The organism is Streptomyces doebereineriae (assembly GCF_031845645.1).
GTDB classification, from domain to species: domain Bacteria; phylum Actinomycetota; class Actinomycetes; order Streptomycetales; family Streptomycetaceae; genus Streptomyces; species Streptomyces canus.
Genome location: NZ_JAVREZ010000006.1, coordinates 180864 through 205286, shown reverse-complemented (window position 1 = coordinate 205286; position 24423 = coordinate 180864). Strand labels below are relative to the sequence as shown.

At 69.0% G+C, this 24423-nt stretch carries 17 protein-coding genes and 1 pseudogene; 6 read left to right on the top strand and 12 right to left on the bottom strand.

All coding sequences use genetic code 11. The features are described from left to right. The first annotated feature begins 391 nt into the window (after positions 1-391). Positions 392-4120 (top strand): GH92 family glycosyl hydrolase, encoded by a 3729-nt coding sequence (locus RNB18_RS19605; protein WP_311715624.1) that lies wholly within the window; start codon positions 392-394, stop codon positions 4118-4120. A gap of 20 nt (positions 4121-4140) precedes the next feature. Then, a complete protein-coding gene (locus RNB18_RS19600; RefSeq protein ID WP_311715370.1) occupies positions 4141-6084 on the top strand; it encodes an alpha-glucuronidase in 1944 nt (647 codons plus the stop codon). On the opposite strand, the gene RNB18_RS19595 is transcribed toward RNB18_RS19600, so the two are convergent. From RNB18_RS19595 to RNB18_RS19570, 6 genes are all read right to left on the bottom strand, one after another. Next, positions 6078-8087, bottom strand: a complete 2010-nt coding sequence (locus tag RNB18_RS19595; protein ID WP_311715369.1) for a beta-galactosidase — start codon at positions 8085-8087, stop codon at positions 6078-6080. The genes RNB18_RS19600 and RNB18_RS19595 overlap by 7 nt on opposite strands. Then, complete coding sequence (locus tag RNB18_RS19590; protein WP_311715368.1) at positions 8084-8794, bottom strand: YesL family protein; 711 nt, start codon at positions 8792-8794, stop codon at positions 8084-8086. Before RNB18_RS19590 ends, RNB18_RS19595 begins: the two co-directional genes overlap by 4 nt. A 227-nt stretch (positions 8795-9021) precedes the next feature. Further along, complete coding sequence (locus RNB18_RS19585; protein WP_311715623.1) at positions 9022-10533, bottom strand: GH39 family glycosyl hydrolase; 1512 nt, start codon at positions 10531-10533, stop codon at positions 9022-9024. Then, the gene (locus RNB18_RS19580) at positions 10533-12188 is read right to left on the bottom strand and encodes an ABC transporter substrate-binding protein (RefSeq protein WP_311715367.1); all 1656 of its coding nucleotides are present in this window, start codon (positions 12186-12188) and stop codon (positions 10533-10535) included. The genes RNB18_RS19585 and RNB18_RS19580 overlap by 1 nt, the downstream gene beginning before the upstream one ends. Before the next feature lie 37 nt (positions 12189-12225). Continuing rightward, positions 12226-13098, bottom strand: a complete 873-nt coding sequence (locus tag RNB18_RS19575) for a carbohydrate ABC transporter permease (protein ID WP_311715366.1) — start codon at positions 13096-13098, stop codon at positions 12226-12228. After that, positions 13092-14072, bottom strand: coding sequence for an ABC transporter permease (locus tag RNB18_RS19570; RefSeq protein WP_311715365.1), 981 nt, complete (start codon positions 14070-14072; stop codon positions 13092-13094). The genes RNB18_RS19575 and RNB18_RS19570 overlap by 7 nt, the downstream gene beginning before the upstream one ends. Before the next feature lie 203 nt (positions 14073-14275). On the opposite strand from RNB18_RS19570, the gene RNB18_RS19565 reads away from it, so the two are divergent. Next, positions 14276-15289: an acetylxylan esterase gene (locus RNB18_RS19565; protein WP_311715364.1), complete on the top strand. Its 1014-nt coding sequence runs from the start codon at positions 14276-14278 to the stop codon at positions 15287-15289. Positions 15290-15370: 81 nt separating this feature from the next. Then, on the top strand, positions 15371-15514 hold the full coding sequence (locus RNB18_RS19560; RefSeq protein WP_311715363.1) for a hypothetical protein: 144 nt from the start codon (positions 15371-15373) through the stop codon (positions 15512-15514). Positions 15515-15708: 194 nt separating this feature from the next. Here RNB18_RS19560 and RNB18_RS19555 read toward each other — a convergent pair whose 3' ends face one another. After that, positions 15709-16773, bottom strand: coding sequence for a lytic polysaccharide monooxygenase auxiliary activity family 9 protein (locus RNB18_RS19555; protein WP_311715362.1), 1065 nt, complete (start codon positions 16771-16773; stop codon positions 15709-15711). 318 nt (positions 16774-17091) lie between these two features. Continuing rightward, positions 17092-17601, bottom strand: a pseudogene (locus tag RNB18_RS19550) (IS200/IS605 family accessory protein TnpB-related protein); the annotation flags it as partial. Positions 17602-17607: 6 nt separating this feature from the next. Between RNB18_RS19550 and RNB18_RS19545 the strand changes: the two are divergent. Next, positions 17608-17745, top strand: a complete 138-nt coding sequence (locus RNB18_RS19545) for a hypothetical protein (RefSeq protein ID WP_311715636.1) — start codon at positions 17608-17610, stop codon at positions 17743-17745. A gap of 19 nt (positions 17746-17764) precedes the next feature. Here the strand turns inward: RNB18_RS19545 and RNB18_RS19540 are convergent, their stop codons facing one another. The 4 genes from RNB18_RS19540 to acnA all read right to left on the bottom strand — a co-directional run bounded on the left by RNB18_RS19540 (position 17765) and on the right by acnA (position 23896). Further along, positions 17765-18346 (bottom strand): HD domain-containing protein, encoded by a 582-nt coding sequence (locus RNB18_RS19540; protein WP_311715361.1) that lies wholly within the window; start codon positions 18344-18346, stop codon positions 17765-17767. Positions 18347-18815: 469 nt separating this feature from the next. Continuing rightward, positions 18816-20321, bottom strand: a complete 1506-nt coding sequence (locus RNB18_RS19535; protein WP_311715360.1) for a sensor histidine kinase — start codon at positions 20319-20321, stop codon at positions 18816-18818. Next, the gene (locus RNB18_RS19530; protein WP_311715359.1) at positions 20318-21043 is read right to left on the bottom strand and encodes a response regulator transcription factor; all 726 of its coding nucleotides are present in this window, start codon (positions 21041-21043) and stop codon (positions 20318-20320) included. Before RNB18_RS19530 ends, RNB18_RS19535 begins: the two co-directional genes overlap by 4 nt. Positions 21044-21178: 135 nt before the next feature. Further along, the gene (gene acnA / locus RNB18_RS19525) at positions 21179-23896 is read right to left on the bottom strand and encodes an aconitate hydratase AcnA (RefSeq protein WP_311715358.1); all 2718 of its coding nucleotides are present in this window, start codon (positions 23894-23896) and stop codon (positions 21179-21181) included. Positions 23897-24209: 313 nt separating this feature from the next. On the opposite strand from acnA, the gene RNB18_RS19520 reads away from it, so the two are divergent. Then, on the top strand, positions 24210-24410 hold the full coding sequence (locus tag RNB18_RS19520; protein ID WP_057611210.1) for a DUF4236 domain-containing protein: 201 nt from the start codon (positions 24210-24212) through the stop codon (positions 24408-24410). The last annotated feature ends 13 nt before the right edge of the window (positions 24411-24423 follow it).

Genomic DNA, 24423 nt, shown 5'->3' with positions numbered 1-24423 from the left:
CTCCAGGACTCAGGCGGTGAACCGGATCCTCCCCGGCACCGCGGTCAGGTCAAGCAGGTTCGTACAAGAGGGGTGAATCGCCGACAGGTATAGTCCACTTCCGGTGGGCCAAGCAAGATCGAACGCAATGTTGGCCTTGGGTGTTCTCTAGTTGAGACCTCGCGGAAATATGAGCGCCCTGTGCGAAGCTTGCCGGAAAAATCCGCGACATACGCCCCGAATGCCACACCCAACCCCCTTGACACCACTGTCCACTTGGGCCACTACTGATCCTTGCACGGATTGTTTGACAACGTTGTCCGTCCTTGTGCAGGGAGGGTACTCGCCGATGGATCGGTACAGAACTCGGCTCAGACGTAGTGCGGCGGTCGTGATCACGGCCGCCTTTTGCGTGACCGTGGGCTCGCAGGGCGCGGCGGTCGCCCTGCCCGAGGCCCCGGCCCCGGCGGACCGGGGGTTCACCTCCTCTTTCGAGGCCGGCGAACCGGCACCCGACTGGACCAGCAGCGTCGACGGCGACCGGGCTTCCGGCGTCGACGGCGGCTACAGCACCGGCATCCCGGGCAATGTCACCGACCAGGTCACGGACGTCCGGGCGAGCGCCGAGAACACCGGCGGCGGCGAGGTGAAGGAGAATCTCGTCGACGGCGAGCCCGGCACCAAGTGGCTGGCCTTCGAGTCCACCGGCTGGGCCGAGTTCGACCTGGCCAAGCCGCTCAAGGTGGTCACCTACGCGCTGACCTCGGCCAATGACTTCGCCGAGCGTGATCCCAGGGACTGGACGCTGAAGGGCTCGACGGACGGCAAGGACTGGAAGACCCTCGACACGCGCGCCGGCGAATCGTTCGGCGAACGGTTCCGGACAAAGTCGTACGACATCGCGGATCCGGCCGAATACCAGCACTTCCGGCTCGAGATCACGAAGAACAACGGCGCCTCCGGCATCCTCCAGCTGGCCGATGTGCAGCTGTCCACCGGCGGCGGCGAGGGGCCGGTGCCGCCGGACATGCTCTCGCTGGTCGACCGCGGTCCGAGCGGATCGCCCACCGCGAAGGCGGGCGCCGGATTCACCGGAAAGAGAGCCCTGCGTTACGCCGGACGGCACACCGCGGACGGGCGGGCGTACTCGTCCAACAAGGTCTTCGACGTGGACGTGGCGGTGGATCCGCTGACCCGGCTGTCGTACCGGATCTTCCCGTCGATGGCGGACGGCGACCGGGACTACGACGCGACGAACGTCTCCGTGGACCTGGCCTTCACCGACGGCACCTTCCTGAGCGACCTCGGAGCGCGTGACCAGCACGGATTCACGCTGTCACCGCAGGGACAGGGCGCCGCCAAGGTGCTCTACGTCAACCAGTGGAACAACGTGGTCTCGCGGATCGGGTCGGTCGCGGCCGGGAAGACCGTCGACCGGATCCTCGTCGCGTACGACTCCCCGAGCGGGCCGGCGAAGTTCCGGGGCTGGCTGGACGACGTGACGCTGGAGCGGGCCGCGCCGGAGAAGCCGAAGGCGCATCTGTCGGACTACGCGCTCACCACCCGCGGCACCAACTCCAGCGGCGGCTTCTCGCGCGGCAACGACTTCCCGGCGACGGCCGTGCCGCACGGCTTCAACTTCTGGACGCCGGTGACCAACGCGTCCTCGCTGAGCTGGCTCTATGACTACGCCCGCGCGAACAACGCGGACAACCTGCCGACGGTCCAGGCGTTCAGCGCGAGCCACGAGCCGAGCCCGTGGATGGGCGACCGGCAGACCTTCCAGGTGATGCCGTCGGCCGCCTCGGGCACCCCGGACACCGGCCGTGAGGCGCGGGAGCTGGCGTTCCGGCACGAGAACGAGACCGCGCGGCCGTACTACTACGGGGTGCGGTTCGAGAACGGGCTGAAGGCGGAGATGACGCCGACCGACCACGCGGCGGCCCTGCGCTTCACCTACCCGGGCGACGACGCGAGCGTGCTCTTCGACAACGTGACGGACCAGGCGGGGCTGACGCTCGACAAGGACGCCGGGGTGATCACGGGGTACTCGGACGTGAAGTCCGGCCTGTCCACCGGAGCGACCCGGCTCTTCGTGTACGGCGTCTTCGACAAGCCGGTGAAGGACGGTTCCGCCGCCGGGGTCAAGGGCTATCTGCGCTTCGACGCCGGTGCGGACCGGACCGTCACGCTGCGGCTCGCGACCTCGCTCATCAGCCTCGACCAGGCGAAGGACAACCTGCGCCAGGAGATCCCGGACGGCACGTCCTTCGAGACGGTCCGGGACCGGGCCCAGCGGCAGTGGGACCGGCTGCTCGGCAAGGTCGAGGTGGAGGGCGCCACGCAGGACCAGCTGACCACGCTGTACTCCAGCCTGTACCGGCTGTACCTGTACCCCAACTCGGGCTTCGAGAAGATCGGTTCGAAGTACCAGTACGCCTCGCCCTTCTCCCCGATGCCGGGCCCCGACACCCCGACGCACACCGGGGCGAAGATCGTGGACGGCAAGGTGTACGTCAACAACGGTTTCTGGGACACCTATCGGACGACGTGGCCCGCGTACTCGCTGCTGACGCCCACTCAGGCCGGCGAGATGGTCGACGGGTTCGTCCAGCAGTACAAGGACGGCGGCTGGTCCTCGCGCTGGTCCTCCCCCGGGTACGCGGACCTGATGACCGGTACCTCGTCGGACGTGGCCTTCGCGGACGCGTACGTCAAGGGCGTCGACTTCGACGCGAAGTCGGCGTACGACGCGGCCCTGAAGAACGCCACCGTCGTGCCCCCGTCGTCCGGCGTGGGCCGCAAGGGCATGGAGACCTCGCCCTTCCTCGGCTACACCAGCACCGACACCCACGAGGGCCTGTCCTGGGCGCTGGAGGGCTACCTCAACGACTACGGCATCGCGCGGATGGGACAGGCGCTCTACGCGAAGACCGGCGAGAAGCGCTACAAGGAGGAGTCGGAGTACTTCCTCAACCGGGCCCGCGACTATGTGAACCTCTTCGACTCGAAGGCGGGCTTCTTCCAGGGCCGGGACGCCGACGGCAACTGGCGTGTGGAGTCGTCGAGTTACGACCCGCATGTGTGGGGCTACGACTACACCGAGACCAACGGCTGGGGCTACGCCTTCACCGCCCCGCAGGACAGCCGGGGCCTCGCCAACCTGTACGGCGGCCGCTCCGGGCTCGCGGAGAAGCTGGACGAGTACTTCGCGACACCCGAGACGGCCTCGCCGGACTTCGTCGGCTCCTACGGCGGGGTCATCCACGAGATGACGGAGGCGCGGGACGTCCGGATGGGCATGTACGGGCACTCCAACCAGGTCGCCCACCACGTCAACTACATGTACGACGCGGCCGGTCAGCCGTGGAAGACGCAGCGCAATGTCCGTGAGGTGCTGTCCCGGTTGTACGTCGGCAGCGAGATCGGTCAGGGCTATCACGGTGACGAGGACAACGGCGAGCAGTCGGCCTGGTATCTGTTCTCGGCGCTGGGCTTCTACCCGTTGGTGATGGGCAGCGGCGAATACGCGGTCGGCTCACCGCTGTTCACCAAGGCGACGGTCCATCTGGAGAACGGGCGTGACCTGGTGGTCAGGGCGCCCAAGAACAGCGCGCGGAACGTGTATGTGCAGGGGCTGAAGGTCAACGGCCGTGCATGGACGTCGACTTCACTGCCCCACTCCTTGCTGGCCCGCGGTGGTGTCCTGGACTTCGACATGGGTCCCCGTCCGTCGAAGTGGGGCACGGGGAAGAACGCGGCTCCGGTGTCGATCACCCAGGACGACGAGGTGCCCACGCCGCGTGCGGACGTGCTCGTCGGTGACGGGGCGTTGTTCGACAACACCTCGGCGACGGACGCGGCCGTGACCTCGGTGGATCTGCCGGTGTCCAGGCAGGTCAAGGGCGCCCAGTACACGGTCACTTCGTCCTCGGAGCACACGAAGGCGCCGAGCGGCTGGACCCTCCAGGGCTCGGACGACGGGACCAAGTGGAAGACGCTGGACCGGCGGTCCGGGGAGTCCTTCGCATGGGACCGGCAGACACGGGCGTTCACCGTGAGGTCTCCGGGTACGTACGGGAAGTACCGCCTGGTGTTCGACGGCGAGGCGGTGGTGTCGGAAGTCGAACTGCTCGCCTGAGCAGCAGCGTTGGGGGTCTCATGCAGGGTGTCGATCCGGCCTGGCTGCCGGACGGGGCGTTCCGGCCGATCGGCACCCGGCGGACACTGATCCGTGGCTCGGGTCCGCTGGTGGACACGGTCCACGGGGAGGTGGCCAGGGCCTGCGAGCGGTTCGGGGGGAGCGTCTCGCGTGAACCCGGGTCGTACGACCTGGTGTTGGAGCTGGACGGTGACGACGGCTCCGAGGGGTTCGTGTACGAGCGGGGTGACGGGCGTACGACCGTCACCGCGTCCGGCGCGCGCGGGCTGCTGTACGGGTTCTTCCATGTCGTACGGCTCGGCGAGACGGCGTTCCTCGATGACGCCCGACGAGCTTCGTATCAACCCGAGTCGGCGCTGCGGATGCTCGATCACTGGGACAACGTGGCCGTGCATCCGGTCATGGGGCAGGTGGAGCGCGGGTACGCCGGCGGGTCACTGTTCTGGGAGGACGGGCGGGCGCGCGGGGACCTGGAGCGGGTGCGGGCCTACGGCAGGCTGCTGGCGGCCTGTGGGATCAACGCCGTCGCCGTCAACAACGTCAACGTGCACGCGACCGAGGCACGGCTGCTGACCGACCGGATCGGTGAAGTGGCGGACATCGCGGGCGCGTTGCGGCCGTACGGCATCCGGACGCATCTGTCGGTCACCTTCGCCGCGCCGGTCGTGCTGGGCGGGCTTGCGAGCGCGGATCCGCTGGACGAGTCGGTGCGGGCGTGGTGGGCCGAGGCGACCGCCCGGGTGTACGCGACGATCCCCGACTTCGGCGGGTTCGTGGTGAAGGCCGACTCCGAGGGGCAGCCGGGCCCGTTCGCGTACGGGCGCAGTCACGCGGACGGCGCGAACTTGCTCGCCGCCGCGCTCGCGCCGCACGGCGGTACGGTCCACTGGCGTGCCTTCGTCTACAACCACCACCAGGACTGGCGGGACCGCTCGACGGACCGGGCACGGGCCGCGTACGACCATTTCGTACCGCTGGACGGGGAGTTCGCCGACAACGCCGTCCTCCAGGTCAAGCACGGGCCGATGGACTTCCAGGTGCGGGAGCCGGTCTCCCCGATGATCGGGGCGATGCCCGGCACCCGGCTGGCCGTGGAGCTGCAGGCGACGCAGGAGTACACCGGGCAGCAGCGGCATGTGTGCTGGCTGGGGCCGATGTGGAGCGAGGTGCTGCGGTTCGGGATCGACGGGGAGTCCTCGGTGGGCGCGCTGGCGCGTGGCGGGCTCGTCGCCGTGGCGAACGTCGGGGACGACCCGTTCTGGACGGGTCATCCGCTGGCTCAGGCGAACCTGTACACCTTCGGCCGGCTGGCCTGGGATCCGAACGCCGACCCGCACCACGTCCTCGACGAGTGGATCCGGCTCACCTTCGGGCCCGGGCCCGGGCTCGCGGCGGGGCTGCGCTCGATCCTGGACGGCTCGTGGCGGACGTACGAGAGGTACACCGCTCCCCTCGGTGTGGGGTTCATGGTCCAGCCGGGGCACCACTACGGGCCGAGCGTCGACGGCTACGAGTACAGCCCCTGGGGCACCTATCACTTCGCCGACCGGGACGGCGTCGGTGTCGACCGGAGCGTGGCGAGCGGGACCGGGTACGCGGGGCAGTATGCGAAGCCCTGGGCCGATGTGTACGAATCGCCTCTCTCGTGCCCCGACGAACTGCTGTTGTTCTTCCACCACGTGTCGTACGGGCACATGCTGCACAGCGGCAAGACGGTGATCCAGCACATCTACGACACGCACTTCGAGGGCGTTGCGGAGGTCGAGGCGGCCCGGGAGCGGTGGGCCTCGCTGGTGGACCTCGTGGACCCGGCGCGCCACGCACGGGTGGCGGAGCGGTTCGAGGAGCAGCTCCGGAGCGCCCGCGAGTGGCGCGATCAGGTCAACAGCTACTTCTTCCGGAAGTCGGGGGTGGCGGACGAGCGGGGGCGGACGATCTACTGAGCACGGAGCACGGCGACGCCCAGCGGGTCGAGGGTGAGAGGGTCGCCCGCCTCCACCTTCTTGCCGCTGAGCAGGTCGGTCGCGGTGGTGTGGGCCGTCAGCCCGGCCGGCTGTGCCGAGTGGTTGAGGAGGAAGAGCAGGCGGGTTCCGTCGGGGGCGACCCGGGCGGCCGTCTCCAGGCCCTCGTGGTCGGCGTACGGGCCGATGAGGTCGTGGCGGGCCAGGACGCGGCGGACCACCTGGTCGACGCCCGGCTGGTCGAGGGCGGTGGCGACGTACCAGCCCTCGCCCCGCCCGTAGGCGTTGCGGGTGACGGCGGGGGTCCCCGCGTAGAAGTCGGAGCCGTAGGTGGCGACCGTCTGGGCACCCCGGGGCTGCACGATCTCGAAGACGAGCCGTCCTACTGAGGCGAGTTCCGGGATCGGCTGGGCGAACTCCGCCTGGCGGGAGTCCCATTCGTCGATCCGGATACCCATGAGCGGGGCGAGGGGACCGGGGACGTCGGTGAGGAAGGCACGGTCGTGTGCGTCGACTCGGCCGGAGAGGAAGGTGGCCAGGACCGTGCCGCCGCGTTCCGCGACCGCTTCGAGGCGGGCGGCGAGGTCGCCCTTGGCCATGTGCAGGGCGGGGGCGAGGACCACGTCGTACGGGGTGAGGTCGGCGGTGTGCGGGACGACGTCCACGTCGGCGCCGGCCTCGCGGGCGGCCCGGTAGTAGGCGTGGACCACCTCCTGGTACTTCACCAGCCGCGAGGGGCCGTCGGAGATCTCCAGGGCCCACCAGCTGTCCCAGTCGAAGAGCAGGGCGGTGCGGGCGGGAGTGCGGGCGTCGAGGGTCGCGTCGCCGAGCGTCTCCAACTCCGCTCCCAGTGCGGCAACTTCCCGGAACACCCGGGTGTCGTCGCGGCCCGCGTGGCCGATGACCGCCCCGTGGTACTTCTCGCAGGCTCCGCGGGAGGCGCGCATCTGGAAGTAGAGGGCCGCGTCGGCGCCGTGGGCGATCGCCTGGAAGGTGGCCAGGCGCAACTCGCCCGGCCTGCGCAGGGGGTTGACGTCACGGCAGGCCGTCGTGGACGGGGTCTGCTCCATGAGCCAGAAGGGGGCTCCGTCCTTGAGGCCGCGCATCAGGTCGTGGGCCAGGGCCGGCCAGGTCGGCGGTGCGTCCAGGGGCGGGTAGCTGTCCCAGGACGCGAAGTCGAGGTGGGGTGCCCAGCGGTGGTAGTCGAGGGGGCGAAACATGCCCATGAAGTTGGTCGTGACGGGGGTGACCGGATCATGGGTGCGGATCACCTCCTTCTCGGCGAGGAAGCAGCCGAGCAGTGCGTCGGTGGTGAAGCGGAAGTAGTCGAGCGTGATGCCCTGGAAGGCGGTGTGGTCCGGGCCCCGCCAGTGCTCGGTGAGGGCGCTGGGTGGCTCGATCTCCTCGAAGGAGGTGTAGCGGTGCGACCAGAAGGCCGTCCACCAGGCGTCGTTGAGGGCATCGAGGGTGACGTACTTGTTCCGCAGCCAGTCGCGGAACGCGTCGGCACACAGGTCGCAGTAACAGACACCGCCGTACTCGTTGTTGATGTGCCAGGCGAGCAACGCCGGGTGCTCCGCGTAGCGTTCGGCGAGCCGTGCCGCCATCGCGGTGGATAGTCGGCGGTACGCCGGTGAGCTGGGGCAGAAGTTGTGGCGCTGGCCGTAGCGGTGGCGGCGGCCCTCGAAGTCGGTGCGGTTCACCTCGGGGTACGCCTTGGCCAGCCAGGGCGGCAGGGCTGCCGTACCCGTGGCCAGACAGACCTGTCGGCCCTCGGCCGCCGCTCGGTCGAGGACGCGGTCGAGGACCGTGAAGTCGTAGGTGTCCTCGGCGGGTTGGGTGAGCGACCAGGAGAAGACGCCCACGGTGAGGGTGTCGATGCCGGCCCGGGTGAACAGTCGGTGGTCCGCGTCCCAGAACTCCTGCGGCCACTGCTCGGGGTTGTAGTCGCCGCCGTACGGGATCTTGGCGCTCGACGGGCTCATGCGGTGAAGTCCTCCTGGGTCTCGGCGATCACCGGACGGCTGCTGTGCAGCAGGGACAGCAGCAGCGGGGCGGCCAGCAGCGCGGGCAGGGCCTCGGTCAGTACGGCGGTCCCGGCGGCGGTCAGGACGAGCAGCGAGGCGGCGCCGAGCGTGGCGCTGACGTGCCGGAACAGGAAGTGTCCTGCGAGACGTGCGGTGTCCCTCGCCCGGAAGGCGAACAGGGCGGTGAGGACCAGCGCGTGCGCGCCCCAGAGAAGGGAGCCGGCGCCGATCACCGCGAGCAGCACCGCCCACCAGCCGGGCAGGCCGGTGGCGGTGAAGTGGGTCAGCGTGAAGGCGATGACCGTGAGCCAGGCCAGCAGGGGTGTCCACAGCTTCAGGGAGGGGACGGCGTTGAGGCGCCAGCCGCGCCAGTAGGCACGGGCCGGGTGGAGCTCGGTGAGGTCGCGGTCGCGGTGCCGGAGGGCGTACAGGGCGGCGGCCGTCGCCGGTCCGAGGGGCAGCAGGCATACGGCGGCGAGGGGGAGGTTGGCGGGGGCGGGGCCCAGCAGGAGCAGACCCGCAAGGCCCGGGGAGGCCGCGACGAGGAGCAGGGCCTCGACGGTGACGAGGGTGTGGATGAGGGCGGCGGCGCGGGAGAGGGAGCCGGTGCCGAAGGAGGGAGCGGCGGAGGGGGCGGGGTAGGAGGCGGGGGGTTCACGGTTCACCGGCGGCCGCTGCCCGGCAGGTGAGCGGCGTGGGGCGGTGCCGGGTCGGTCGTCGCCCACCGTGGATGTGACGCCGTGCCCGGGGGTGGCGGCAGGGACGCCGGGCGGCCGCACTCCTGACCCTCCCGCGCGGCTCACCGGCGCAGGACCGGGTCGGTCGGCGGCCGGGGCGGCTTGGGACCCCGCCCTGGTGCGAACGGCCGCCGCCCGCGCTCGGCTCATTCCGGTCACTGCGCCCCCGTTCCCAGCAGTCGGCGTTCGTCCCACCACTCCGGTGCCTCCTCCACGACCGGGGTCACCTCCACGAGCGTGATCTCGTGGCGGGCCAGCGTCAGGTCCAGTACGGTCCGGTCGTCCTCCACCGGCAGCCGCAGGTGCTGCCGGCCGGGCTCGGCGGCCTCGTGGAGTACGTCGAGCTGGTGGGGGCCGGGTGAGCGCGGGCTGCCCATCCGCTGCCAGGCGGTGCGGGCGTTGCCGTGCTCCTCGTCGACCACGGACCGCCGTACGAACGCCTCCCGCGCGCCCCGCACCGGCACGGACAGGCGCAGCCGGTGCCGGGACGGCCCGGGTGTCTGCCCGCTCGCGTCGACCGGCGCCCAGGCGAGGACGGTCACCCGGCCGTCGGGGTGCCGGGTGACCAGGTGGTCGGCGCCGCGGGTGAGGAGGTCGGGGCCCATGCGGGCCATGAAGGCGTACAGGTGGTACGTCGGCTTCTTCACCTGTCGGTGCGTGAGCAGACCGAAGCCGCCGTGGAAGAGAGCCGTGGGAGGCCCCGCCTCCTCGAACATGTCGCTGAAGGTCCAGTACGAGAAGGAGTCGGCGTGGTCGCCGCCGCGGGCGAGGACCGGTGCCAGGTATGCCGCGTGGAAGGCGGTGTCGTGGACCGGGTTGTCGGGGCGGTAGGAGGAGTTGAACTCCGTGATGTGGACCGGGAGTTCGGCCAGCCGTGTGCCCTTCAGACGCTCGCGGGGCGTGGCGAACTGGTCCAGGAGGTGCTGGGCGGGTTCCAGTGTCTGGTGGACGCCGAAGGGGACGTGCTGGGCGGGGCCCGAGGTGTAGGCGTGCTTCGACACGAAGTCCACGGGGACATCGCGCTGTTCGGCGAACTCCGCGAACCGGTCCAGCCATGCGTCCGCGCCGGGTGAGATCGCGGGTCCGCCGACCTGGAGGGACGCGTCCACCTCCTTCACCACGCCGGCTGTCACCTCGTAGAGGCGGTGGTACGCCTTCTCGTCCGCGCCCTGCCAGAAGTCGGGCAGGTTCGGCTCGTTCCACACCTCGACGGACCAGGTGCGCACCTCGTCGAGGCCGTAGCGGCCGATGAGATGGGTGAGGGTCGCCCGGACCAGGTCGGCCCACTCCCCGATGTCCCGGGGCGGGGTGACGTTCCCGTGCCACCAGAACACGGTCTGCTCCCCCGACGCCAACTCCGTCGGCATGAAGCCGAGTTCGAGGAAGGGCCGGATGCCGAGTTCCAGGTAGGCGTCGACGACCTGGTCGACGTATGTGAAGGAGTGCCGGATACGGCGGGTGCCCTGCCACTCGTAGGGCCGGTACACGCCCATGCCGTCGCTCAGCAGTCCGTGTCCCCGGATGTACCGGAAGCCGATCTCGCGCTGGAGCAGCCTCAGGGAGTCCTGGTAGTCGCGGCGCAGGGCGAGTTCGATCCGGCCCGTACCGACGCAGTGCCGCCAGGCGTCGGACAGGGGGCCGGACGGCTCGGCGGGGACGCGGAAGATCACCCGTTCTCCTTCTTGAACCGGTCGTGCGCCTTGTTGTGCAGGTCGACGAGTTGCTGCATGTTCTTCGCCTTCAACTCGGCGACGAACGCGTCCCATTCGGACATCGGGCGCTTGCCGAGCACGAACTGGAGGGTGTTCTGGATGGCGTGGTCCTTGAGCGGGGTGTCCCAGAGGGTCGCCTGCTCCTGCTCGAAGGACTGCAGCGGGTGGGCCGGGTCGACGGGCAGTTCCTTGCGCTGGGACATGACGTCCTGGAACTTCTTCTCGTCCGGGCTGAAGTTGGAGGACACCAGCTCCCAGCTGCCGCCGTAGGTGAACACGCCGTTGAAGAAGCCGTAGTCCTTCTGGAGGTCCTTCGGGGCGTCCGGGTCGGAGCCCATCAGTGAGATCCCGGGCTTCAGCGTGTACGTGCCGCCGGACTCGGTGTAGGTGACGCCCTCCACGCCCCACTTGCAGAACTTCTGGCCCTCGTCGGAGTACCAGAGCCAGTCCACGAACTGCATCATGGCGACGAAGTCGGCGCTCTTGAGGGCCTTACTGGAGATCATGACGCCGTTCTCCAGCCGGATGCCGCTCAGGAGGATCGGGCCGGCCGGGCCCAGCGGCACCGGGACCATCTCGATCTTCGAGCCCTTGACCTGCTTGCCCAGGTTGTAGCGGTAGTTCTGCACCAGCTCCTGCGGATTGGCGCTGATCACATAGGACTTCTCGGCCAGCAGCTTCTGCACGGCCTGGTCGTCCTGCTGGGTGAAGCTCTCGGGATCGAGGAGCTTCTCGGCGACGATCTTTCTCAGGTACTCGATCATCTGCCGGTAGGCGTCCTGGGCCGCGGTGAAGACGAACTTCTGCGCCTTGGTGTCGAAGCTGATGTTGTCGTACGTCCAGCCCGCCTTGACGCCGTACGCCTGGCCGAGGTAGCTGAACAACGCGCCGCACGGGAATGGGGTGTTGGTGCTCCAGCGGTCGGTCCAGGGGTATTTGTCGGGGTACTCCGCCTTGAGCGCCTTGAGGACGTCGTACACCTCGTCCCACGTCATGGGCAGGGCCAGTCCGTGCTTGTCGAGGATGTCCGTGCGGAAGGACAGCGAGTAGCCGGCCTTGGGCCTCTCGTGCAGGCCGGGCAGCAGGTAGTACTTGCCGTCGGACTGGCGGATGGAGTCGAGCTCGGGCTCCAGACTCCACTTCTTCACCTTGTCGCGGAAGTTGGGCATCAGGTCGACGTACTCGCTGACGGGGAGGATCGCGCCCGAGGACACGAACGCCACCTCCGCGGGGTGGTACGTCTTAGGGATCAGGAAGGGTGCGTCACCCGCGCCGATGAGGACGCTGCGCTTCTTCTCGTAGTCGGCCAGCGGGACGTCGAGGGGTTTGACGGTGATGCCGGTGCGCTTGGTGACCTCCTTCCAGAACAGCCAGTTGTTCTTGAGGGGGTAGACCGGGTTGTCGTTGTGCAGCATGGAGAAGGACAGCGCCTTGGTGGCCTTGAACTGCTGGCCGGCCCGGTACTCCTTCATCGCGCCGTTCTGCTTCTTGGAAAGGTCCTTGGAGTCGCCTCCGTCCTCGCCGCTGCCGCAGCCGGTGAGCGTGGCGAGGCCGATGAAACCCGCGGCGGCCAGGATCTGACGCCGCGACAGCTGTCCGGTGTTCTCCACGGATACTCCCTTGTTCCGTAGGTGAAATGACGGGCTGTCAGCCCTTGACCGCGCCGAGCATCACGCCCGAGACGAAGAAGCGCTGGACGAACGGGTACACGCAGATGATCGGCAGCGCGGTGAGCACGATCGTGACCGCCTGGATGCTCGCGCCGACCTGGCTGAGCTCCGCGGTGCCGGCGCCCGCGTTGCCGCCGCCGGTGGCGCCCGCGATGAGATTGCGCAGATAGACGGTGACCGGCATCAGGTCGGAGTGGTCCATGTAGAGGAACGCGCTGAACCAGGAGTTCCAGAAGGACACCGTGTAGAAGAGCACCATGGTCGCCACCACCGCCTTGGACAGCGGCAGCACGATCCTGAGCAGGATGCCGTAGGTGCTCAGGCCGTCGATCTGCGCGGCCTCCTCCAGCTCGGTCGGCAGGCTCTCGAAGAAGGCCTTCATCACCAGCAGGTTGAAGACGCTGATCGCGTTGGGCAGCGCGATCGCCCAGACGCTGTTCTTCAGTCCGAGCTCGGTGACCAGGATGTAGTTGGGGATCAGACCGCCGGTGAAGAACATCGTGAACACGGCGACGCCGACGAGCAGCCCGCGCCCCCTGAGCTGCTTCTTCGACAGGACGTAGGCGTAACAGGTCGTCAGGACCATGGCCACGACCGTCGACACGGCCGTGTAGAACACGGTGTTGCCGTAGTTCCGCCAGAACATCGAGTCCTGGAACACGATCCGGTACGTGGTGAGGTTGAAGCCCTTGGGCCACAGGGTCACTTCGCCGGCCCGGATCTGCCGCTCGCCGCTGAAGGACCGGGCGACGATGTTGGCGAAGGGATAGAGGGTCACCAGCACGACGAGGGTGAGGATCACCCCGTTGACGCCCTGGAAGACCCGGTAGGAACGGCTCGGCTTCACCACAGGCTGGTCCCCACTGTGCGGCGCGAGAGCGTGTTGGCGGTGGTGATCAGGACCAGGCCGATGACCGCCTCGAACAGCCCGATGGCGGCGGCGTAACTGAAGCTGTTGGACTCCACGCCCGCCCGGTACACATACGTCGAGATCACGTCGGCGGTCGGGTAGGTCAGCGGGTTGTACAGGAGCAGGACCTTCTCGAAGCCGACCACCATGAACGTGCCGACGTTGAGGATCAGCAGCGTGATCATGGTGGGGCGGATGCCGGGCAGGGTGACGTGCCAGATCTGCCGCCAGCGATTGGCTCCGTCGATGCGCGCGGCCTCGTAGAGGTCCTCGTCGATGGTGGTGAGGGCGGCGAGGTAGAGGATCGTGCCCCAGCCCGCGGTCTGCCAGATCTCCGAGCCGACGTAGATCGTGCGGAACCAGCCGGGTTCCTGGATGAAGCGGATCTCGTCGTGGCCGAGCCAGCCGAGGGCGTGGTTGACCGGACCGTCCGTGGCGAGCATCTGCAGGGTGAGGCCCGCGACGATCACGATCGACAGGAAGTGCGGGAGGTACGACACCGACTGCACGAACCGCTTCAGTGAGCGCCGGCGCACCTCGTTCAGCAGCAGGGCGAGGACGATCGGGATCGGGAAGCAGAACACGAGCGTGAGCCCGCCGAGCCACAGGGTGTTGCGGAACACCTGCCAGAAGGTCGGGTCGCTGAGGAACATGCGCACATAGCGCAGCCCCACCCAGTCCTCGCCGAACATCGAGCCGCCGGGCTCGAAGCGCCGGAACGCGATCACGTTGCCGATCATCGGCAGATAGCGGAAGACCAGGAAGAACAGCAGCGGCAGGACCGCCAGCGAGTACAACTGCCAGTCCCGGCGCAGAGACCGGCGCCATCCGCTGCGCGGCGCCGGGCGGGCGACTGCTGCGGGCGGGTCTTCGATGCCGGGTGGTGGAGAGGCCGACTTGACGGATGTGCTCATGCTCGGTCCTCTCAGACGGAGGCACGGAACCGAAACTTTCGAGCTCTTACCGGTAACTGCGCGGCAACTTAGAGGCACGAAGAAAGCGCTGTCAATGGGTCAGACGTGAGATACCTGAGGCACGTGTGGGGTAGGACAGGAGGGCCAAGACCCGGCGCCGTCCGCAAGTTTCACTGTTTGGACCGACTCATGCGAGGTGTCCTGTGCCTGCGTTCGACCTGCCGACGAGGGAGCTGGAGCGGTACCGTCCCGAGGTCCAGGAGCCCCCGGATTTCGACGGGTTCTGGCGTGACACCCTCAAAGCGGCAGCGCAGAGGGACGTGTTGGTGTCGGTGCGCCCGGTGGAGAGCGGGCTGCGGCTGACGCAGACCTGGGACGTGACCTTCCGCGGCTTCGCCGGCGATCCGGTGCGCGCCTGGTACAGCAGACCGGCCGGGGTGGGCGAGCCCCTGTCCGCGGTCGTCGAGTACGCCGGTTACGGCCGCGGGCGCGGCCTGCCGCACGAGCGGCTGACCTGGGTGAACGCCGGGTACGCGCATCTGCTGATGGACAACCGCGGGCAGGGTGACCAGTACGGCAACGGCGGGGCCACCCCCGACCCGCACGCCTTCGCACCGGGCGGCCCGGGACCGGCGGCACGCGGCCTGCTCGACCCCCGCGACTACCACTACCGGCGGCTGATCACGGACGCGGTGCGCGCGGTGGCCGCTGTGCGCGCGCTTCCGGGTGTGGACGCGTCCCGCGTCGCGGCCGTCGGCAACAGCCAGGGCGGCGGGCTGGCGCTGGCCGTCGCGGGACTGGTGCCGGACCTGGCGGCGGTCCTCGTCACCGCGCCCTTCCTGTGCGGCATCCGACGGGCCCTGGATCTGACCGACGTGAGTCCGTACGGCGAGATCAGCGCGTACCTCTCCGTGCACCGTGGCGCGCAGGAGGCCGCGTACCGCACCCTCGCGTACATGGAAGGCGTCTCCTTCGCACGGCGCGCTGCCGCCCCGGCCCACTTCGGGGTCGGCCTGCGCGACACGGTGTGCCCGCCGAGCGGGGCGTACGCAGCCTTCAACCGCTACGGCGAGCTGACCGGCGTGGACCCCCGCAAGGAGATCCACGCCTACCCGTACAACGGCCACGAGGGAGGCGACGCGGTGCAGGTGCGGCGCCAACTCGACTGGCTGGTCCAGGTGTTGGAGCCCGGCCCGGTCAGCTCACCGCCAGGGTGAACACGTACAGGTCGGTGTTGTTCGGCAGCTTCACGCCGGCGTTGCTCTTGCCTTCCGGCGCCTTGAACGACCGTCCAGTCGGTGAAGGCGAGCCCGATCATGCCGGTGCTGCCCGCGAAGGACAACTGGCTGACTGGTGAGCCCAGTTGGACGGTCCGGCCGGATGCCGTGGCGTTGCCGGGCCGACTGCTCGGCGAGTTCGGCCAGGTGCCCCAACTGATTTGACATCGTTGTCTGTTGACGCGGTAGAGTCATGTATAGACCACTCGACAACGTTGTCGCGCGTCGCGTCGTCATAAGCCATGCACCATCCGCGCCGGCCACCACCCCCCTGCGCCGGCACGGCTCGCGGACCCGGTGGCGCACAGCCCCACCGGGTCCGCCCTGAGCGGAAGGTTCGAGCGTGTTCTGACGGTGACTCAGCCGACCCGGCAGGGAAGGGTCGTGACCGTGTCGCCTGCGGAGCCGGTGACGACGTAACCGAACGTCGTACTCTGCCCCGGACTGAGCGAGCCGTTCCAGTTGGCGTTGTGGACCATCACGTCCTGGCCGGTGTAGGTGGCGTTGCCGTTCCAGAGACTGTCGACCTTCTGGCCGGTCGGCAGGGTCCAGTCGACCATCCAGCCCAGCATCGGGACGTCACCGGAGTTGGTGACGGTCACCTCGGACTGGTAGCCGCCGTTCCAACTGCCCGTGGTCTTACGGGTGGCCGTGCAGGTGCCGGGCACCGGTTCGCTCGGGTTGCCCGGCTCGTGGATGCCGGTGACCTCGCCGTTGCCGCCGTCGAAGACGACGTCGGAGCAGGAGTAGAAGGTCTCCGCGCTGTCCGAACGCTGCCAGACCATGTAGATGATGTGGCGGCCGGACTTGTTCGCCGGAAGCTGCCCCGTCCAGGAGTAGTTGGCCTCGACCGTGCCCGGACTGCCGTTGAGCGGCGGGTGGTCGACGCTGAGGAACGGCTGGGCCTCCATGTCGTCCCAGGTGAGCGTCTTCTTCGGGTCGAAGCCGTCCTTGGTGACGTAGACGTAGAACCAACCCGGGTGCGCGGCCCAGGCGTTGTAGGAGAAGTCGACCGTCTTGCCCGAGGTGAGGTGGGTGAGCGGCCAGTCGTCGCGGGCGGCGTTGAAGCCGGTGAAGTTGGTGTTGCCGCCGCTGCACAGCTCGCCGTCCGGCACGAAGCCGCGGGTGCGGCCGGCGCCGTCCGAGCGGAGCACGGAGAACCAGTTGTAGAACGGCGTGGTGCCGCTGACCGCCTGCGCGTTCTTGCAGGCCGGGTTGACCGGCTTGATCTCACCGGTGTCGGTCAGCCCGTCCTGCCAGCACAGGAAGGTGCGGCTGGCGGGCTTCATCGGGGTGCCGTGGGCCTCGGCCTTGCCGCCGGCGGTGACGACGAGGCTGAGGGCGGGGATGGTGGCGAGCAGGGAGAGGAGGACCAGGAAGAGGACTCTGGGGCGGGTCACCCTCGATAACTTTGTCAGGATCATGACAATCCAGTCCGTTCCTTGAGGTACGGGCCGTTGCGGGTGTGTGAGGTTGCCGTGGGGTGGGGGCGGCACGCGGGCGGGTTCCGGTCCGTCCGAATGGGAGCGCTCCCACCCCACTTCTGCGGAAGGTAGCGGTATGTGGCGCAGTTGTAAACGGGGGGCGCCGGGGTCAATGGCGTGGCGTGGCGTCGTCGGTTCGGGTGGCGGTGTCTTCGTACGTACGATCACGCCACGTGACGGCGTCCACATTGGCGTTCATGGGAGCAGTCAGCGTGGAGCTGGAACAGGACCAGAAACTCGCGGTGCACGAGTACTGGCTCAACGCGGACACCGTTGTTGGGGACTGAGCGGGAGTGAGTCCTGTTGCCAGGTCTCATGCTCGGCCGAACGCCCCGAACGGTGTTGGGCGTTCTGGTTGCCCGCGTTCGCTCCGCGTCCGGGCGGCACGGATCGTGTCCATGGTCCGGGCATGCGGGGGCGGGTTCCCTCACGCCCAGGACCACCTGGTCCGGCCTGGACGGTCCGATGCCCCTGCTCATCACTCCGGTGAACAGGGGGCGGTGCCGTCCGTCGCCGGACCGGGTGTCCCTGGGCGCGCCTTCCGATCGCCACGGCAGCAGCATCGTGGCGAGTGGTCTTACGGTTCTTCGTGGCGAGGGGCTTCTGCCAGTGCTGGGCGCCCCACTTCGAGGTGTAGGCCGGGTCGACGGCGATGACCGCGATGCCCGTCCGGTCGGCCATTGATGACAATCGGGCGCGAAGTCTGGCGGTGGGCATGCCGGAGATCAGCTGCCGGAAGCGTTTGCGGCGGCCGTGTTTCTCACCAGAACCCTCTTGACCGAACTTCCACGGCGGCAGCTCCAAACCCTCGCCTATTTACCCGCGCCATCCCACCCGGTCCACCACGACCAGCTGGTCACCGAGCTGCCGTTCCCCGTCGAGGTCGATCTCGACGCGCTCGTGGGGTTCTGAGCCCGGGGCCCGGTGACGGTCACACCGGGTAGGTCGCCTGGAAGGCCAGCCGCTCCTCCGCGCCTTCTCCTACGGTCGTCAGCGCGTCGTCGAACTCCATGAACTCCTCCCACACCGTCCGCCCGCTCGTCCCGGCGAGCCTCCTGACCACGAGGTCCTCCAGTTCGGGGACCCGCTTGTTCTTCCAGATCTTGTCGGCGACGCTGACCAGCAGGTCTTCGAGGCCTATGTCCGGGAGGGTCCAGGTCGCGTGGGTGGCGGCGAAGCGGGCGAGGTGCGCGGGGACGCCGTGGGCCAGGAGGAGGTCCTGGCCGGCCTTCTCGTGTGCGGAGCCCGGGCCGGAGAGTTCGCAGGCGTGCGCGGTCTTGCCGATGTCGTGCGTGGCGGCGCCGAACAGGACGGCGTCGCGGTCGAGTTGGAGCGTGGGGTGCTGTTGTGCCAGCCATTCCGTGAGCTCGTACGCCACGTCGTGCACCAGCCTCAGGTGGGCAGCGAGGCGGGGCGGGGCGTCGAGGGTCCGGAGGAGGCGAGCCGCCTCGTCGGGGAGGGGGCGGGGGCCGGGGTCGTGGAGGGCGCGGTGGAGGAGGTCGGGGGTGGTCACGCGGTAAGGGTAGGGGTGGGGGCGGAAGTTGGCGGGCGGCGCAGGGTGGGGGCGCAAGTCGGGGCTCGACACAGGGTGGGGCTGGGGTGACCTCTCAGGAGCGGTCGGATGGGCGGGGGTCGCGGTGGCGGGGCTCGTCGGGTCCCATCGGGGCTCACGCCTGGAGCCGGCCGGCCCAACGGCAGTCTCGGTCCTACGGCCCGCTCAGCCTCTCCACGGGATCGACGCCGTGGGCATCGCGGCGGAACGGCACGGTCGGGCTACGTCTGACCAGAGCCAGTTGCGGCTGTAGATCTTGTTCGTCGCTGATCTCGTATAACTCCCGCCGCAACCGGTGCGGGTGGAGAATCGGTGCCTCCTCACCGTTGGATATGGGCGTGCCGAAGAGCGCTGACCATGCGAGAACCAGTGCTCGACTGACCGTCTGGGGCTGTCTTGCCGGACTGGCCGTAGCCCTCCCCTATGAGCATTACACCGAGGCCGTACTTCCTGTGACCGCTCGCTCCCCCAGGCCGGCCTCCGTGGCCTTCGGGAGTTCGATCGTGAACTCCGTACGGCCCGGGGTGCTGTCCACCTGGATGCGGCCCCCGTGGGCGCCCGTGATCGCCGCCGCGATGGCCAGGCCGAGCCCGGATCCGCCGGACTTGGCGTCGGCGCGGGAACGGGACGTGTCTGCTCGGGTGAAGCGTTCGAAGACGGTGGGGAGAAGGGCGAGCGGAATGCCCGGGCCGTTGTCGCGGACTCGGATCACGCAGCGCTCGTCCGTCGACTCCACCGACGCCACCACCTTCGTGCCCGCCGGCGTGTGCATCCTCGCGTTGGACAGCAGGTTGGCCACCACCTGGTGCAGGCGGGCCTCGTCGCCGGTGACCAAAGCCGGGGTGTCCAGGCTCAGTTCGAGCTGCCAGTCATGGCCGTCGGCTGCCGCCCGCGCGTCCCACACCGCCTCCGCGACCAGCGCCGCCAGGTCGACCTCGCGGGACTGAAGAGGGCGGCCCTCGTCGAGGCGGGCGAGCAGGAGCAGGTCCTCCACCAGACCCGTCATCCGTGCCGACTCCGCCGAGACCCGGCGCCAGGCCAGCACCGGCTCGATCCGGTCGGTGCCACGGTTCATCAGCTCGGCGTATCCGGCGATCGAGGCGAGGGGCGTACGGAGTTCGTGGCTGGCGTCGGCCAGGAACCGCCGCATCCGCTCCTCGCTGCGCTGCCGTTCGGCGAGGGAGGACTCCACGTGGTCCAGCAGATGGTTGAGCGCGGCGCCGACCTGGCCGGCCTCGCTGCCGGGGTCGGTGTCCCGTTCCTGCACCCGGGTCAGGCCGGTGACCTCGCCGTGTCCGAGCGGGGCGCGGGAGACCTCGGCGGCGGTGGCGGCGACCCGGCCGAGGGGGCGCAGTTGCCGTCGTATGACCACCGTGCAGACGCAGCCGGCGGCGGCGAGCCCGGCCACGGCGACACCTGTCTCGATCATCACGAGTCCGCTGATCATGTCCTGGACGTCGTCCATGGGCAGGCCGGCGAGGACCCGGACGTCTCCGTCCACGAGGACGGTGACCCGATAGGTGCCGAGGCCGGGCACGGTCCGGGTGTGCATCGCGCCGTCGGCCCGGATCCCGGCCAGGGCGGCGCGCTGGTCGGTGCCGAGGTTCTGGGTGGGGGCGTCCTGGACGACGACGGCCGCGGAGACGATGGCGCCGTCCTCGTCGAGCCGGGCGGCGAGCATTCCGGCGGGCTGCCCGGTCTCCCTCAGGAACGTCAGGTCGTCCTCGATGTCCTGGTGCAACGAGGCCCCGCCCAGGGCCCGTTCGACGGTGCCGAGGACGCGGTCGTCCAGGTTGCCCATCAGATAGGCGCGCTGGAAGAGCGTGGTGATCAGGCCCATCGCGACACAGACGACGACCAGGGTGGCAGTGACGAAGACGAGCAGGCGGGTGCGGAGGGACCGGGTGCGCATCCTCGCGTTCGGTCGCCGGCTCATCTCCCGTCCTCCGCGGCCCTGATGGCGTACCCGAGGCCGCGCACGGTGTGGATCATCGGTGCCCGTCCCTTGTCGATCTTCCTGCGCAGACTGGAGATGTAGACCTCGACGAGATTGCCGCCGCCGTCGAAGGAGCTGCTCCAGACGTGGTCGAGGATCTGCGCCTTGCTGAGCACCTGTCGTGGATGGCCGAGCAGCAGGCTGAGCAGGTCGAACTCCTTCGCGGTGAGCTGGACGGGCACACCCGCCCGGCGCACTTCGAGGGTGTCCCCGGTCATGACGAGGTCGCCGAGCACGTGGACGGAGTCGTCGGTGCGGCCGTCCCGGGACGCGGCCCGGCGCAGCAGTCCGCGCAGCCGCAGCACGACCTCCTCCAGGGAGAAGGGCTTGGTGACGTAGTCGTCGGCGCCTGCCTCCAGGCCGTCGAGGCGGTGTTCGAGGGCGTCGCGGGCGGTGAGCATGAGGACGGGCAGCTTCGGGTTCTCGAGGCGCAGCCGGCGCAGCACCTGGAGGCCGTCCAGGTCGGGCAGCATCCCGTCGAGCACGACGGCGTGCGGTGCGCAGCCGCGCGCCGTACTCAGTGCGCTGCGCCCGTCGAGCGCCGGATAGGGACGCCAGCCCGCCTCGGTGACGGCGACGGACAGCACTTCGTTGAGTGCGGGCTCGTCGTCGACGATCAGCACTCTTACGCGGCCGGTTCGGGACCCGGGGCTGCCAGTCATGTTCCGATCGTGTCCCGGTGGGCTGAGGGAATCCTGTGTTCCACCTGAGGGTGGGTGATGACCTGCGGCGGCGGGGTACGGCGAAGGGCCGCACCCCCGTCACCGGGAGTGCGGCCCTCAGGCGCCCGAAAGGACTTACTTGCGGATCAGGCTGCGCAGCACGTACTGCATGATGCCGCCGTTGCGGTAGTAGTCGGCCTCACCGGGGGTGTCGATGCGGACGACCGCGTCGAACTCCACGCCCGTGTCGGTGGTGACCTTGACCGTGCGCGGCGTGGTGCCGTTGTTGAGCTCCTCGACACCGGTGAAGGAGAAGGTCTCCTCGCCGGTCAGGCCGAGGGACTCGGCGCTGGCGCCCTCCGGGAACTGCAGCGGCAGGACGCCCATGCCGATGAGGTTCGAGCGGTGGATGCGCTCGTACGACTCGGCGATGACGGCCTTGACGCCGAGGAGCGCGGTGCCCTTGGCGGCCCAGTCGCGGGACGAGCCGGAGCCGTACTCCTTGCCGGCCAGGATGGCCAGCGGGGTGCCCTGCTCGATGTAGTTGCGCGAGGCGTCGTAGATGAAGGAGACGGGGGCGTCGTCCTTCGTGAAGTCGCGGGTGTAGCCGCCCTCGGTGCCCGGCGCGATCTGGTTGCGCAGGCGGATGTTGGCGAACGTGCCGCGGATCATGACCTCGTGGTTGCCTCGGCGGGAGCCGTAGGAGTTGAAGTCACGACGCTCCACACCGTGCTCGGTGAGGTACTTGCCGGCCGGGGTGTCGGCCTTGATGGCACCGGCCGGCGAGATGTGGTCCGTCGTCACCGAGTCGCCCAGCTTGGCGAGCACGCGGGCGCCGATGATGTCGGAGACCGGGGTGGTCTCCATCGTCATGCCCTCGAAGTACGGGGGCTTGCGGACGTACGTCGACTCCGCGTCCCACTCGAAGGTGTTGCCGGTCGGGATCGGCAGCGCCTGCCACTGGGCGTCGCCCGCGAAGACGTCGGCGTAGGACTTGTTGAACATGTCCTCGCCGATGGCGTTCGCCACGACGTCGTTGACCTCGGCCTCGGAGGGCCAGATGTCCTTGAGGTAGACCGGGTTGCCGTCCTGGTCGATGCCCAGGGCGTCCTTGGTGATGTCCACCTTCATGGAACCGGCGAGGGCGTACGCGACGACCAGCGGCGGGGACGCCAGGTAGTTCATCTTGACGTCGGGGTTGATCCGGCCCTCGAAGTTCCGGTTGCCGGAGAGGACCGAGGTGACCGCGAGGTCGTGGTCGTTGACGGCCTTGGAGACCTCCTCCGGCAGCGGGCCGGAGTTGCCGATGCAGGTGGTGCAGCCGTAGCCGACGAGGTTGAAGCCGACCTTGTCGAGGTAGGGGGTGAGCCCCGCCTTGTCGAAGTAGTCGGTGACGACCTTGGAGCCCGGGGCGAGGGTGGTCTTGACCCACGGCTTGCGGGTCAGGCCCTTCTCCACGGCCTTCTTAGCGACGAGCGCGGCGGCGACCATGACGTACGGGTTGGAGGTGTTGGTGCAGGAGGTGATGGCCGCGACCGTCACCGCACCGTGGTCGACCTCGTACGTCGAGCCGTCGGGGGCGGTCACGGTGACCGGGTTGGACGGGGCGCCGTTCGGTGCGACGGCCGGGGCGTCGGAGGCCGGGAAGGACTCCTGGCCGGCCTCGTCCACGCTGTCGACGTAGTTACGGACGTCGACCTTGAACTGCTCGGCGGCGTTCGCGAGGACGATGCGGTCCTGCGGGCGCTTCGGGCCGGCGATCGACGGGACGACCGTCGACAGGTCCAGCTCCAGCTTCTCGGAGAAGTCCGGCTCCGCCTTCGGGTCCAGCCACAGGCCCTGCGCCTTGGCGTACGCCTCGACGAGCGCCAGCTGCTGCTCGGAGCGGCCGGTGAGCTTGAGGTACTTGATGGTCTCGTCGTCGATCGGGAAGATCGCGGCGGTCGAGCCGAACTCCGGCGACATGTTGCCGATGGTGGCGCGGTTCGCGAGGGAGGTGGCGGCCACGCCCTCGCCGTAGAACTCGACGAACTTGCCGACGACACCGTGCTTGCGCAGCATCTCGGTGATCGTGAGCACCAGGTCGGTGGCGGTCGTGCCGGGCTTGAGCTCACCGGTCAGCTTGAAGCCGACGACGCGCGGGATGAGCATCGAGACCGGCTGACCGAGCATCGCGGCCTCGGCCTCGATGCCGCCGACGCCCCAGCCCAGCACACCGAGGCCGTTGACCATCGTGGTGTGCGAGTCGGTGCCGACGAGGGTGTCGGGGTAGGCCTGGCCGTTACGGACCATGACCGTGCGCGCCAGGTGCTCGATGTTCACCTGGTGGACGATGCCGGTGCCGGGCGGGACGACCTTGAAGTCGTCGAAGGCGGTCTGGCCCCAGCGCAGGAACTGGTAGCGCTCGCGGTTGCGGCCGTACTCCAGCTCGACGTTCTGCGCGAAGGCCTCGTTGGTGCCGAACTTGTCGGCGATGACGGAGTGGTCGATGACCAGCTCGGCCGGGGAGAGCGGGTTGACCTTCGCCGGGTCGCCGCCGAGCTCCTTCACGGCCTCACGCATGGTGGCGAGGTCGACGACACAGGGCACGCCGGTGAAGTCCTGCATGATCACGCGGGCCGGCGTGAACTGGATCTCCTGCGACGGCTGGGCCTGGGAGTCCCAGCCGCCGAGGGCGCGGATGTGGTCGGCGGTGATGTTCGCGCCGTCCTCGGTACGGAGCAGGTTCTCCAGGAGAACCTTGAGGCTGTACGGCAGGCGGGCCGAGCCCTCCACCTTGTCCAGCCGGAAGATCTCGTACGACTCGTCGCCCACGCTCAGCGTGGCGCGGGCGTCGAAGCTGTTCGCCGACACGACAGTCTCCTTCATTTTTGTGCGCTTACCACCGCATCCTGCCGCCACGCCGTCTTGGCCGATCCGCTAAGGTAAGGCTAAGTTAGGTATGCCTTACTGCCAGACCCAGCGAAAGCGTGCGACTGCGGTACGCCTCGGCAGATATCTCGATGTCGAGATAACTCTAGTACATGAGGCCGGGATGGTCATGCCCGGCGTCCTTGTGATGTCCGCCGCCACGACCCCCGGGCGACGCGCTCGCGGTCATCAGTTCGCCAAGTCGGGGTAAACGGAGGGAGTTGGGAGCACCAGACCGACCCGAGGGGAGACCCACATGGGCCTCACGTTCCGCAAGAGCTTCCGGATCCTGCCCGGCGTGCGGCTGAACATCAACCGGCACTCCTGGTCCATCACCACCGGCGGTGGCAAGCACGGCCCGCGGCACACGCACAGCAGCACGGGACGTCGTACGACATCGATGGATCTGCCCGGACCTTTCGGCTGGCGTCGCACCCGTACCGCCAAGCGCCACTGAGGCTCCCTCAGGT